The sequence below is a fragment of the Desmonostoc muscorum LEGE 12446 genome (assembly GCF_015207005.2).
In the GTDB taxonomy this organism is placed as follows: Bacteria; Cyanobacteriota; Cyanobacteriia; order Cyanobacteriales; family Nostocaceae; genus Nostoc; species Nostoc muscorum.
Window position 1 is genome coordinate 602,654 of sequence record NZ_JADEXS020000001.1, and the last position, 13,785, is coordinate 616,438.

The 13,785-nt window shown below is 41.5% G+C and carries 10 protein-coding genes; 6 read left to right on the forward strand and 4 right to left on the reverse strand.

The window, feature by feature from the left end:
* Nucleotides 1-74: 74 nt before the first annotated feature.
* Nucleotides 75-2,612, reverse strand: coding sequence for a GTPase family protein (locus tag IQ276_RS02580; RefSeq protein WP_193916038.1), 2,538 nt, complete (start codon nucleotides 2,610-2,612; stop codon nucleotides 75-77).
* Nucleotides 2,613-3,396: 784 nt separating this feature from the next.
* Here IQ276_RS02580 and IQ276_RS02585 point away from each other — a divergent pair.
* The gene (locus IQ276_RS02585) at nucleotides 3,397-5,775 is read left to right on the forward strand and encodes a PAS domain-containing sensor histidine kinase (protein WP_193916041.1); all 2,379 of its coding nucleotides are present in this window, start codon (nucleotides 3,397-3,399) and stop codon (nucleotides 5,773-5,775) included.
* Between the two features lie 444 nt (nucleotides 5,776-6,219).
* Here the strand turns inward: IQ276_RS02585 and IQ276_RS02590 are convergent, their stop codons facing one another.
* Together IQ276_RS02590 and IQ276_RS02595 are read right to left on the reverse strand one after the other, a co-directional pair.
* Entirely contained in the window at nucleotides 6,220-7,002 is a 783-nt protein-coding gene (locus tag IQ276_RS02590) for an RDD family protein (protein WP_193916044.1), read from the reverse strand.
* 45 nt (nucleotides 7,003-7,047) lie between these two features.
* The gene (locus IQ276_RS02595; protein WP_193916047.1) at nucleotides 7,048-7,899 is read right to left on the reverse strand and encodes a hypothetical protein; all 852 of its coding nucleotides are present in this window, start codon (nucleotides 7,897-7,899) and stop codon (nucleotides 7,048-7,050) included.
* An 80-nt stretch (nucleotides 7,900-7,979) separates the two neighbouring features.
* Here IQ276_RS02595 and IQ276_RS02600 point away from each other — a divergent pair, with 80 nt between their 5' ends.
* The 3 genes from IQ276_RS02600 to IQ276_RS02610 are packed head-to-tail and all read left to right on the forward strand — an operon-like array spanning nucleotide 7,980 to nucleotide 9,805.
* Nucleotides 7,980-8,954, forward strand: coding sequence for a stage II sporulation protein M (locus tag IQ276_RS02600; protein WP_235115368.1), 975 nt, complete (start codon nucleotides 7,980-7,982; stop codon nucleotides 8,952-8,954).
* Between the two features lie 54 nt (nucleotides 8,955-9,008).
* Nucleotides 9,009-9,395: a hypothetical protein gene (locus IQ276_RS02605; RefSeq protein WP_193925489.1), complete on the forward strand. Its 387-nt coding sequence runs from the start codon at nucleotides 9,009-9,011 to the stop codon at nucleotides 9,393-9,395.
* Nucleotides 9,392-9,805, forward strand: a complete 414-nt coding sequence (locus tag IQ276_RS02610) for an HNH endonuclease (RefSeq protein WP_193925491.1) — start codon at nucleotides 9,392-9,394, stop codon at nucleotides 9,803-9,805. The genes IQ276_RS02605 and IQ276_RS02610 overlap by 4 nt, the downstream gene beginning before the upstream one ends.
* A 27-nt stretch (nucleotides 9,806-9,832) precedes the next feature.
* On the opposite strand, the gene IQ276_RS02615 is transcribed toward IQ276_RS02610, so the two are convergent.
* Complete coding sequence (locus tag IQ276_RS02615; RefSeq protein WP_190884480.1) at nucleotides 9,833-10,447, reverse strand: hypothetical protein; 615 nt, start codon at nucleotides 10,445-10,447, stop codon at nucleotides 9,833-9,835.
* 536 nt (nucleotides 10,448-10,983) lie between these two features.
* Between IQ276_RS02615 and IQ276_RS02620 the strand changes: the two genes are divergently transcribed.
* Both IQ276_RS02620 and IQ276_RS02625 read left to right on the forward strand, forming a co-directional pair.
* Nucleotides 10,984-13,500, forward strand: a complete 2,517-nt coding sequence (locus IQ276_RS02620) for a response regulator (RefSeq protein ID WP_193923780.1) — start codon at nucleotides 10,984-10,986, stop codon at nucleotides 13,498-13,500.
* Nucleotides 13,501-13,571: 71 nt separating this feature from the next.
* Nucleotides 13,572-13,775 carry a hypothetical protein gene (locus tag IQ276_RS02625; RefSeq protein WP_235115369.1) on the forward strand — a complete coding sequence of 68 codons (204 nt, stop codon included), beginning with the start codon at nucleotides 13,572-13,574 and terminating at the stop codon, nucleotides 13,773-13,775.
* Nucleotides 13,776-13,785: the final 10 nt, after the last annotated feature.

The window sequence follows — 13,785 nt, forward strand, 5'->3', positions numbered from 1 at the left end:
TAAGAATAATTCAGTAGTCAGAATTCAGAATTCAGAAGCAAAGCCTTCTGAATTGTGGGTTCTTTCTTGAGTCATCAAAAAACATCTAAGTAAGAAATAGCAGCAATGTCTGAAAGAATCTGCAACCAAGTGGGAATCGCTATTTCAGATGGCAATTCACCAGCTGTTAAATATCTCAGTAATGCTTCTTTTTTCGAGAGATTTTGTAAACTCGGAATAATTTGATCCAAAATGCCTTCAAGTTCGGAATTAATTTGCTGATTCACTTCACTAACATACTGTACAAGATGAAGGCTGGCGCTAGCAGTAATTTCATCTCGCAGTCGCAGTACTAACAATTGGTGATTGCTGCTTCTGGGTAAGCCTTGGCTTTTTTCTGGTGCCCAGTCAAAGATTTGACCAACGTTGTGTTTATCGTCTTGACGCGCTAGGGGAAAAATGATTTCGGGTGCAACGGTTTTGTCTTTGGTACTAATTTCAGAAATGATTGCTTCTTTCCATTCGTTGGGGTCGCATCCTAGTAATAATTTATAAAAGAGATCGGCTTCTTCCACACCAAATTTTGATTCGATTTCTTGTTCCATCTCTGGGTGAAGAATTGCTTTTAATTGGTCGCGTTCTGGGGCTACCTGATTTGACAATTGATTCAACAAATCTACCACAGCTTGACGAATGCGATCGCGGGCAAATTCTTCTACTTCTTTAACGGTTTTTTCAAATACTGGATAAAAATCATCACTCTTTGTCGGCAAAGAACTATTGACGCGGTTTCCTCTATCAAATAATTTACCTGCTGCACCTTTAGATTCGGCAAGGGCGATGGTGCCATTGTTGGCTTTATTGAACAGTAAAGTCCACTGATTCCAATTAAGTATTCTAAAGGTAAGTTCGTCTTTGACTACATCGCTAACTATTACACCGCGTCGGTCTTTGAGTGGTTCTTTATCTAAGTTTTTTTGGAAATTCCTGTAGATTTTATCTAAAGTTTCCACCACAAAACGCAACTCAATAAAAGCAGGACTGTCTCCTGTGGGGATGCCTTGCTCGTGAATTTCATCTATGATGTCTTTCAAATGATCTTGTTGCTGACTCACCACATCAGCGGCTCTTTTAGTATCTTCATACAATTGCTTGAGACCATGAGTAGCAACGTGGTTTTGAATCAATTCCCGTAACTTCGCAAGGCTACCATCTTGAGCAAAGTAACCTAATTGTCTCCCCAAATAGCTGCGGGTATCAGATTCTAACAGCCGTTGGCTTAAGCGTCCCCATTTATCTTGTAGCCGTTTAGACCTGTCTAAGTAATCAGGATAGTCTAAGTTAGTTAAAAACTCTGGTGAACCTGCTTTGACTTTACTCGAACGTTTTGCTAATTCAGCGAGTCCCAACAGTGGCGAGAGTAAAACGATGCGGTCTTTTTGAGTTGTAAACGCCTCTGCACCGTCAATGGTGGTTTGCAGAACTTTGAGTTTTTGGAAAACAATGTCCTCGTGCAAATCCCTATCTTCAGTCAGCTGGTCGAGTTCTCTTTCACCACCCTCACTTTCCAAGGGTAGTTGATCGAAGCGACCCACACCGACAAGAATTAAATCTTTCAGGTCTTGTCCTGGTCGCTGCTGCTGCATCATGGTAAAGATTTTATTAGCGCGATCGCTTCCTGGAGATTTGCCATTTAGCAGTACTAAAATTGTCTGTACTTCTGCCAATTCCCGCAATGACAAAAAGGTATCCCTAGCGCCCGAATTAGCAGCCCCCAATCCCGGAAAATCGATCAGAATAAATTTAGCAGCACCCGCAACATCCCAAATTTCCCGTGAGATTTTGACATCAATATCTACGCGGCGAATCAGTGGAAAGCTGTTTTGTAATAATTTCGTTGGTAGCCTCTGGGGTGGACTCGGTAATCGGATATGCGCTGGTGGTAAATCTTCAAATTTGAGAGTTTGGATGGCCATTGGCTGTTCCACTAGCTGTAACCCTTCGCGGGCAGTGGTAGCATCAATTTGGTAGCGCCCACCACACATTACTTCCCCATAAGCTTGATAAGCCCGTAGGAATAATACTAACTCTCTCAGTAAATACCGTAAATCTAAATTGTTAGAACTATTCCATGCTTCTTCACACCAGCCAATAATATCTTTGCCAGAATTGAGCTTGGACACTGGTATGGGAGGAAGTCCCGCTGCTGTTGTCCGTTTATTGGCTTCCCCCAACATGAACCGCAGACACTCGTGTACCCCTTCATGGGAAAGATATTCTACAGTAAAATTACTCAGTTGTGTAGTTGCAAAGTCATCCTGGGGTATAATGTGGAGGGCAGTAACATTACCTGTAGTCGGGTTTTCACTGACTGGCAAAGCATCTGCATATCCAATCAAGCTGCCTAAAAGTAAAGTTTTGCCGCTACTGAATTCCCCCATCACACCAATTTTCACAGGCGAAGTTGCAAGATCTACAGTTTTTTCGGCAGCTTCCCGCAAACGACGGAGACAATCATCAAGGCTAGCCGGAACCCAATCTTCTTGTTTTGAAGGGTATTCAGGTACAGAATCTATCTTCCGGAGGATGAATTCACCGTACTCTTTAAAACTAGCCAGTTTGTCTGGTTCCATAGAGTAGTTTCCGCCTAACATAAATTTCTCTGAGCTTTATAACATATAAAATGCGATCGCCAGGGATCTATACAACAGACCGGGCATTTGTCAACAAAGGGGAGTGGGGAATCGGGAGTCGGGAGTCGGGGATACAGCATTGGTCGAGGCTTGAAACCCCCACCAATGCTATCGCCAAACATTGGCGGGGCTTGTGACCCACATGTTGGGGCTATCTCTTTCCCTACTCCCGACTCCCGCCCCAACGGGGCTTGGTCATTAGTTATTTTCCGCGTCCCCCATAATCCGCCAAGACAATTTTGAAAAATCCGGCTTTGCTAGGAAAAATAAATATTGATTTGGTATGAAAATCTTGGAAATTGTGAATTTTCGATGAAGACATCATCACCTCATATAGCAGTTGTAAATAATTCGTGAAAAGTTAGATCCCCGACTTCTTTAAGAAGTCGGGGATCTAAACACAGCGAAGCTAATTTAGATTTTCAGCCATTAAATTACATAATCAGTATGAATTTATCGATGATTTCAACGCTCAAGGCTGCTTAAGTAATTTTACTGAAGCTGATGAATTTTTAATTTTAGTAAAAATGGTGAAGTTCATCTTAATCAAAACTTCAGCATTTTCCTAATTTATTTACATAAAAAGAGGAATTAATGTATATAGAAAAAGAAATAAAGTATTAAGATCGTGAGCAGGTTGAGATAAAAATATTATACACATTTTTTAACAAATCTAATTTTAGAGACTTTACTTCAATAATTTAGGCAGAGCAGGCAGGTAAAAGTGTTTTCTAGAAGGGTGCAAAGCTACATTAACCAAATCAATCTTGAAAAAGAAAAGATACAACAAGATGAGAAACTATTTAACCAACAGGGTCAATTCACAGAAAAAAAGCAGGCGAGGGAATTAACAAAAGTACTAAAGCGACTGCAAGCAGAAACTGCAAAACGTCAAGCTGTTGAAGCAGATCTGCGCCAAAAAACATCAGAGTTTGCAGCCATTTTGCAAGTAATTCCTGATTTTTACTTTCGTCTTGATGCTGATGGAACTATCCTGGATTATCGGCCAGGAAAAATGCCAAGTCTGTATATTGCACAAGGAGTTGAACAGGGTAAGAGTTTGCGAGAATGCCTACCGACTGCCGTAGGCGATCGCTTCTACCAAGCAATCACTCAAGTACTTGCAACTCAATCTGAAGTTAGTTTTGAATATAGCTTACCGCTAGCACAAGGAAATGGTAACTTTGAGGCTAGATTATTACCATTACCAAAGCAGCAAATTATAGTTCTTGTCCGCGAAAACGAGGATAAAGTACAAGCAGCATTGGCCAAAAGCGATGCCCAATTTTGCACCATTGTTGAAAACGCCAATAACATTCTTTTTGCACTGACGGTTGAAGGGATATTTTCCTACGTTTCTCCAAACTTGACTGATATTTTAGGGCATGAGGTTGGCGAGGTGGAAGGCAAATCCTTTACTGTATTTGTACATCCTGACGATGTACCTATGTGTGCAAATTATTTGCAAAGAGTTGTGACAACAGGCGAAAAACAAGACCCTATTGAATATCGGGTAAAACACAAAAATGGCAGTTGGCGATGGCATACAAGCAACTCATCTGCTAATAGAGACGCCAATGGCAATGTTTTGAACTTCGTTGGTATTTGCTATGACACCACCGATCGCAAACAAGCAGAAGTCGCACTTAGAGAAAGCGTCCGGCGGGAAACATTACTCAATCGTCTTTCTAGCCAAATTCGAGCTTCCTTGGATCTCAATTACATTGTGGAAACCGCAGTTCAGGAGATTCGCAACTTATTCCAAATAGATCGGTGTGCCTTCTTTTGGTATCGACAAAACGCTGAAGTACCCTACTGGGAAAGAGTATATGAAGCTAAAAGTTCGCTTTTACCCTATCTGCTGAACGACCAAATAACGAATGCAGAAATCGAACTCATCGCCAACAAAACTTTGAACAGAGAAATCATCCGCATCGATGATTTTAACACTCTAGCCTATGGCACTACACGGGAGTTTTTGAAGGATTTCGGCTTCACTGCTTTTATGTCGCTGCCCGTACACACCCAATCCGGGGAAATTGGCGCCTTTAGCTGTGGTTATTGTAATGGCTTTCGGCCTTGGCTAGACAATGAAGTAGAATTACTCCAAGCAGTTACAGACCAAATAGCGATCGCCATTGACCAAGCTAAACTTTATACCCAAAGTCGCATCGCCGCCCAAACTGCCCAAGACAAAGCCCAGCAACTAGAAGCAGCACTGCTAGAACTTCAACAAACCCAAACCCAACTGATTCAAACTGAAAAAATGTCTAGTTTGGGACAGTTGGTAGCGGGAATTGCCCACGAAATCAATAATCCCGTCAATTTTATCTATGGCAATATTAGTCATGCCAGTGAATATATCCAAGATTTGCTGCACTTAATAGAACTTTATCAACAGCACTACTGCCCACAAACACCAGAAATTCACGAACAAATCTACGCCATTGATTTAGACTTTCTCAAACAAGACTTGCCCAAGATCCTAAATTCTATCAATATGGGAGCCGAACGCATTCGGCAGATTGTCTTATCTTTACGCAATTTCTCTCGCCTTGATGAAGACGGGATGAAAGCAGTGGACATCCATGAAGGTTTGGATAACACCTTGCTAATATTACAAAGTCGTTTAAAAGCCAAACCAGGATATCCCGAAATCCAAGTAGTTAAAGATTACGGCAACCTGCCAGCAGTGGTGTGTCACGCTGGACAGATGAATCAGGTATTTATGAATCTGTTGACAAATGCGATCGATGCATTAGAAGAGGGAGTGGGGAGTCGGGAGTGGGGAGATCAGGGAGACGCGGGGAATAAACCAATGCCCAATGCCCAATGCCCAATGCCGAAAATTCGCATTCGCACTCTCATTGAAAAAAATTGTGTAATTATTCGTATTGCTGACAATGGGTTAGGGATGACAGAAGAAGTACGCAAACGGCTATTTGACCCGTTTTTCACTACGAAACCTGTGGGTAAAGGCACTGGCATGGGATTATCAATTAGTTACCAAATTGTTGTCAAAAAACATTCTGGGCAACTTGAGTGTATTTCAGCACCAGGACAAGGTGCCGAGTTTGCGATCGTGATTCCGCTAAAGCAGTAACTCGTCGATATAATCAGATATTAACTTTTTATTAACCAAAAATTAACCTATGAGTTGTTAACTGATATTAATTCACTTTTTGCTGCAACATTTGAACGTCCCTCCAACAACCTGAAATTTACAGGAGTTGGAGGGATTATTTATCGGACTTACGCATTGACAATAAATACAAAAGATGTTTTAAAAAGCAATACAGTTCAGTTAAGCTCAAAACCCTCATGTAGAGACGCGATTCATCGCGTCTGAAAGACCAATATTCTACGCCAATAACCCTTAACCCAAGCGTATTGTGTTAAAAAGAACATCTTTCGTAGGGGTTTACTCAACTTCAGAGCAAGAGACGCGATAAATCGCCGTCTCTACAAAAGGTTGATTATTGTAGAGACGCGATTTATCGCGTCTGGGGATTTAAACAATTCTGAATTCTGAATTCTGAATTCTTCTTCAAAATTCCTGCTGTTGATAAACAAGATAAATAGCTTCTAAAAATACATCCGGTGTCACAGTTTCTGGCAACTTTTCTAAATTAATAATAGATTTAACTTGCTCAGCTAACTTTAAAGATAATGATGCTCTTGCTTTTAATGACATTGCACCACGTCGCTGTAAATACTCACGAATAACAGCAAAATCATCAGGCAACAATTGGGATAAATTGGCACTTTGTAGTAATTGGTCGTGGAGTATCTTTGCGTGTTCTGAAATTATTAATGTCGGTGCATTGGCTGGTTGGGCTTGAATCACAATTGTGCCAGCAGCCAAATCACCCAAACGCTTTTCCCGACTACCCAACATAATTAAAAAAGCGCCAATAAACAAAGTTTCATCAAACGGTCGCAATAAGGCACGTAGAGTTGCTTGTTGTAGTCCGATGAGTCTACCATCATCTCGAACGACGCGAATTTTAGCAATGCGTTTACCAGGAGTTTGTCCAAACCATAGGGTTTCAAAAAATACAAAATAGCCAATGTAAATTGCAAAGGCGATAAAGAAGAAAATCGCTAACAACCAAAGTCCTATATTCCGAGAATTTGTAACTAAATCTTCGAGAAAATTGAACACTTGTGTTGAGAAGAAAGTCCAGACCAACACAAATAGCAACAAACTTACACCCAACACTGTATAATCAATGAGCAATGCTAAAGCTCGATTGCCGATTCCTGCTAAAGTAAATTCCAGTTCTACACTTTCTGGAGTCTGGAATGAGATGCGATTAAAAAAGCGCATATATGAACTAATAAAAGATTAATAAAGTTAAATTCAGGTATTGAGTTAAGGAAAATCCTGGGAAGGAGGTTGTCGTAATTGCAAACCCAAACCTTCACGCCGACTACGCAAGTCAAAGTATAAAACAGCTTTGAGTGCTTGCCAGAATGGCATGACAAGAACTCCACCTACTAAGCTACCAATCCAAGAAATAAGATACACAAGTGAGTACATAGCAGAGCCTGGTTCAAGCCTTATTAGGAATAAGCTAGGTACATAGTTTAATACAAACACCAACGGCAATGTAACAACAAAAGCAACTAAAACAACGCCTTGAATGCGAAATACTGAGGCTTTAGTTAACTCCCAACTTCTGGCAACACTTTCGCCACCATTAATATTTTCCTCAACTGCTAGGGGAACTTCAGCGACTATCCAACGTGAGTAAAACCACGTTAGTCCCAACAGCACAATCCCTACTGTTACGATTACTGCCAATGTGGTTGTGAGTATAACAGTAGCTGTACCACCACCTAATAGAGTTCCTAATGCTACTCCCAGTATGCCAGCGAAGATACCACCAACGATCGCTAGCCCAAAATAAATTATCAGCAGAGATATTCCTACTTGGAAAGCAACTCTTAAAAATGACCACAGACGTGGATTAATATGGCTCCTAGCAGATTCGACGCTTTCAGGTTGGTAAACCAATTCTCCAAAAGCCAAGCGTGAAATTAATCCAGAAATGGCAGCATACTTTGCCCAGCCATACACTGGGACTATAATCCACAAGTGAGCGATCGCAGCTAAATTTAGATAAGTCTTGAGATGAGAACGATACAGTCGCACCGCAGCACTGACAACATTACCGATACTCAGTGGTTGTATGTGACCTGGAGATCCAAAATTTTCAGACATAATACTAAATTTCCCTTGAAACTACGGATATGAATTTGAGGCTATCTTAAACTAAGTTAAAGTCAGTGTTCCCAAAATTCATGAATATTCAACGTTGGATTGGACGACGAGAACCGAATTGGCAGCGTTTGGATGCCCTATTAAAGCAGGTAGAAAAAAAAGGTCTAAAGTCTTTACGGGCAGCCGAAATTAGAGAATTAGCAAGTTTGTATCGTTCAGTAGCCGCAGATTTAGCCCGCGCCCGCACCCAACAAATCAGCAATACTTTGATACAAAGTTTACAATCTTTAACAACTCGTGCTTATACGCAGATTTACCAGGGTTCACGGCGACAGGAATGGCAGGCAGTCTTAGAATTTTACCGTTGGGGATTACCATCTGTAGTCCAAAAAACATTTGCATATATTGCTGCGGCAACGGCGCTGTTTCTACTGGGTGGAGTAGTGGCTTGGTGGTATTCCTGGCAAAATCCCAGCTTCATGCCTTTGATCGTACCTGAAGACTTGATAACCAAGGTACGGGATGAGCATAAATTGTGGATGGGATCAATTGTTGGTATTGAACCTCTAGCATCCAGCGGGATTACAATTAATAACTTGGCGGTGTCTTTTGGGGCTGTTGCTGGTGGGATTACAGCGGGTATATATACAGCTTATATGATGGTATTTAATGGTTTATTAATTGGTGCCGTTGGTACTTTAGTTGGTCAAAATAATTTAGCTTATCCTTTTTGGGCGTTTGTATTTCCGCATGGTTCCTTAGAATTGCCAGCGATTTTTTTTGCTGGAGGTGCGGGATTTTTATTAGCAAGAGCAATTGTATTTCCTGGCAAATATCGCCGGGGAGATGCACTAAAATTTTATGGTAATCAGGCGGCGCAGTTAGTATTTGGGATTGTGCCAATGTTAATTATTGCAGGTGCGATCGAAGGCTTTTTTTCGCCTAATCCTAGCGTACCCGATCCGATTAAATATCTCGCAGGAATGGGATTGTTTATACTTTTGGTGTTGTATTGTAGTCGGAAGCAAACAGGAATAAATATTCAATCAAAATAAGTCAAATTTTTGGTAAAATTGAGTGAGAATAAAGCCCTTTACTTAATAAGAAAAATGGCAGAATTAACTATTCAAATTCCGGATGATTTGGCTCAACGTTTAGAACCTCTGCAAAATCAGTTACCCGAATTACTTCGGCGACTACTGGATATTGATAACATCCAAACAACTGCTCAGCCAAAAAATCAAACAGAAACTATAGATATTCCGGCAGTTTATCAAGAAGTTATTGATTTTTTAATTAAGCGTCCAACGCCAGAAGAAATTCTTGCTTTTAAAGTCTCGCCACAAGCCCAAATGCAGCTACAAGCATTACTAGAAAAAAACCGTTCTACAACACTCACTCCAATGGAGTTGGCAGAATTAGATGTTTACGAGCAATTAGAATATATGATGGTTTTACTCAAAGCACGAGCTTTAAAAAGCGATCGCCTAACATGAGTTCTCATCCAATTTCTAAGGAACTTCGTCAGCTTGTCGTTAAAAAAGCTTCGGGGCGTTGTGAATATTGCCTAATTCACCAGGATTTTTCAATTTATACCCATGAAGTAGACCATATTATTGCTCTGAAGCATGGGGGCGAAACTATTATCGAAAACTTGGCACTTTCATGTTTATCATGCAATCGCCGTAAAGGTTCTGATTTCGCTACCATAGATTCGATTACACGAGAAATTGTGCCGTTGTTTAACCTTCGTTGTCAGGTTTGGGATGAACATTTCTATATTGAAGGCGCGAGAATAGAGGGGAAAACTCAGATTGGTCAAGGGACTGCAAAGTTACTTCAATTTAACCTTCCCAATCGTGTGCTTCAACGGCAAGTGTTAATGAGTCAAGAACAATATCCCTAAGTAAAAGCGTCGAGTCTGCCGAGTCGTTTAATAACCATTAATAATCCCTACAAGTATTTTCACAAGCAACGATAAATCTTCTGGAACTTGATAGCGTTTTTGGTCTTGAGTCACCTGGCGATTTGCGCGATGGTAAACTCCAAAACGCCAGTCTTCACCAGTCGTAACTGCTCCATACAGAAGTTCAGATGTGGATTTAGTCCATTCATCCAGTGCAATTAATTCAATAGCAAGTTGAGTAAATCCTCTAACTAAATCTGATTGTTTCGCTTCGATGACCAATAAATTTTGAGGCGCTGCAATATAATAGTCGAGAGTTCCTTTCAGATAGTCGTTAACGGCAATAGAATATTCTATATTGAGTCGCTGATTAGTTAAATCGCAGACTTGAAACAAAATCGGACCAATTAAAGCTTCACGTCTAGCAGTTTCATTAACTAAATCGATGTGAGATAAATTACGCTGAAGCTGATGCTGTAAAAACTGTAAATCGAAAATTTCTGAAGATTCAGGTAGAGTTAAATTTCTCCTTTCAAAAGTACAATTTAACTCGGCTAAAATATCATCAATAGTAAAGGGTAATTCAAAATATCGGCTAAAGGTATAAGATTCACCAGCTTTGAGAATGCGGCGGGAATTCATAAAACAGCTAAGCCAAGTTGATTCTATTTATTCACTCTAACTTATTGGGGAATGGGGAATTGCCAAAAGTTGGGGGGATGAGTATCCCTGTACAAATCGCTAGTAGGAAATACAGCAAATTGGAATTTGGTGAGGTACAGATAATTGTAGGGAACATGGCTGTGCCCCTACCCGTGTACTTCATTTAGCTGAAATACGCTGTATCAAATCTGTTCTGAAATCATTAGACCTGCCTTAAAAATAGAGACTGGGGATTGGGGATTGGGGACTGGGAAAGAGATATTTTCATTCCATCCTTGTGCTCGCGTAGCGTGCGCTTTGCGCTCACTGTGTTCATGGAGTCTCTTGCAAAAGTCCCTGACACCCCACCCCCAACCCCTCCCCTTGGTAAGGGGAGGGGAGCGTTTGCGTAAGCATATGCGGGGTGGGGTTCTTTATTTTTGATTTATGCAAGAGGTCTATTCCTCAATCTGGAGTACCCTGAGGCTACTTTTAGGCTTATGATTTGAAGGAAATCGGACTTGTAGCTAAATCAAATGTTACGAATTCTCTTGATTGATGACAATCCGAACGATCGCCTTTTAGCAATTCGGCAATTGGAACGTGAGTTTTCTGATCTCCAACTAGAACAAGTTGGCGCAGCAGAAGACTTCGCCGAGGCATTGCAGAGGGGGCAATTTAACTTGGTTGTCACCGATTATCAATTGCGCTGGAGTAATGGGATAGAAGTACTACACGCAATTAAAGCTAGTTATCCTAACTGTCCTGTGATTATGTTCACCAACAGCGGCACTCAGGAGATTGCTGTGGAGGCCATGAAGTCTGGATTGGATGACTATGTGATCAAATCTCCTCAGCACCAGGTACGCTTAACAGTGGCAGTGCGATCGGCACTAGAACGAGCTGAAACTCGCCAAAAAGCCGCAAATTTAGAAATTCGGTTTCAAACTCTGCTCAACCGCTTAAATGTTGGGATTTATCGGGCAACTTTTGATGGTTCTTTATTGGAATGCAACCCAGCATTCCTGCGTTTGATTGGGTTGGGAGCCTTACCCCAAGAGCAAGCGAGTCGGTTCATTGAGCTTTATTTTCAGCCAGAAGATTATACTCAGCTAATTAATCAACTGCGAGAAAATGGTGAAGTGCGCGATCGCGAAATGCAATTGCGACGAGCTGATGGTAGTTTGATTTGGGTGCGTGTAAGTAAAATCTTCAGCAAAATCGATGGTAAAGCTATCATTGATGGCTTGGTAGAAGATATTAGCGATGCCTATCGGCAAGCTATGCAACGCAAACGAGTAGAGTTAGAACGAGAGCAACTCCTCATCAGCGAACAAGCCGCCCGCATGGAAGCTGAAGCTGAAAAGCAAAATTACAGTTTACTCTCAGAAGCCAGTCGATTGCTCGTATCTTCCCTCGATTACCGCACAACTCTGGCAAAATTAGCCCACTTGGTGGTTCCAACTTTAGCTGATTGCTGTTTTATTGATATCGTTGACAATAATTTGACAGTATTTGAGGAACCAGTTGTTGCAGCAACTACTCCGGAAAAAGAAGCACTAGCACTCGTACTCAGACGGTTTTATTCCATCTCAGCGGATACTGATTTTGGTGTGAGAAAGGTTTTGCAAACAGGCGAACCAGAATTAGTTACTGATGTGGCGGCGGATTCTTTTTTACTAGCGATGAACCAGGACGCAGAAACCCAACGGTTGATGCGCCAGATAAATATCCAATCTTATATAATTGTGCCCCTAGTCGCTGGGGATGCCTACGGTGGGCTGCGCCTACGCAAGCTAGGTACCATTACTTTGATTAGCACCCAAGGAAACCGTCGCTACACTCACAGTAACTTAAATATGGCTCAAGCCCTAGCTCAGCGGGCAGCCATAGCAATCGACAATGCTCGGCTTTACCAGCAATCAATAGATGCAAATCGCATTAAAGATGAGTTTCTCGCTGTTTTGTCTCACGAAATCAGAACTCCCCTAAATCCGATTTTGGGTTGGGCAAAACTTCTGCGTAGCAACAAATTAGATGAAAAAAAGACTGCTTTAGCTCTGGAAACCATTGAACGTAATGCTAAGTTACAAACTAAACTGATTGAAGACTTGTTAGATATTTCCCGCATCTTGCGAGGTAAACTTAGTCTCAATGTTTGCCCAGTTGATTTGGCAACCATTATTCGAGCCGCGATGGAAACAGTACGACTATCAGCGGAAGCGAAATTAATTCAAATTTATTCTGCTCTCGATCCTGCCGTTGGTCAAGTGTTTGGGGATGCAGGGCGCTTGCAACAAATTGTCTGGAATCTCCTTTCCAACGCCATTAAATTTACTCCTGAAGGCGGACAAGTTGAGATTTATTTAGAGCAAATCGATTTTCAGGTACAAATCAGAGTTAGAGACACAGGCAAAGGAATCAGCCCAGATTTTCTGCCTTATGTGTTTGAAACCTTTCGTCAAGCCGATAGTGCAACCACTAGAAAATTTGGCGGCTTAGGTTTGGGATTAGCAATTGTGCGTTATTTAGTAGAAATGCATGGTGGAACTGTCTCGGCAGAAAGTTTAGGAGAAGGCCAGGGAGCAACCTTTATTGTTCAGTTGCCGATGATACTTACTGATGCCGTTGATAGTAGTAAAGAAAGCGATGCAACAGTCAGCAATACTGCGGCTTTTAATGGTCTGAAAATTTTAGTTGTAGATGACGAGCCTGATTCTCTAGAGTTAGTTAGCTTCATACTCCAACAGTCTGGAGCCACTGTTACAGCTGTGTCATCAGCAACAGAAGTATTGGAAATATTACCACAGTGGAAGCCAGATTTACTCGTGAGCGATATCGGAATGCCAGAAATGGATGGTTATATGCTACTGAGACAAATCAGGTCAATGAGTCGAGAACAAGGAGGGCAAATTTTAGCGATCGCTCTCACAGCGTATGCTGGAGAAGGCAACGAACAGCAAGCGATGGAAGCAGGTTTTCAAGCTCATATTAGCAAGCCAATAGATCCAGCCCAGTTAATTGAAACCATTGCTAACTTAGTGCAAAAATAATTTGTAATTCGTAATTCGTAATTCGTAATTGTTATTGTGTAAATTTTGTGTGTTAGCAAAATGCAACTAAGGTGCAGGGCGATGCATCAAAGGTGCAGGTCGATGCAACTAAGGTGCAGGGCGATGCAACTAAGGTGCAGGGCGATGCAACTAAGGTGCAGGGCGATGCAACTAAGGTGCAGGGCGATGCAACTAAGGTGCAGGGCGATGCAACTAAGGTGCAGGTCGATGCAACTAAGGTGCAGGGCGATGAACGAAGAATCTCCACGCCTTGAGGCTGAAAAG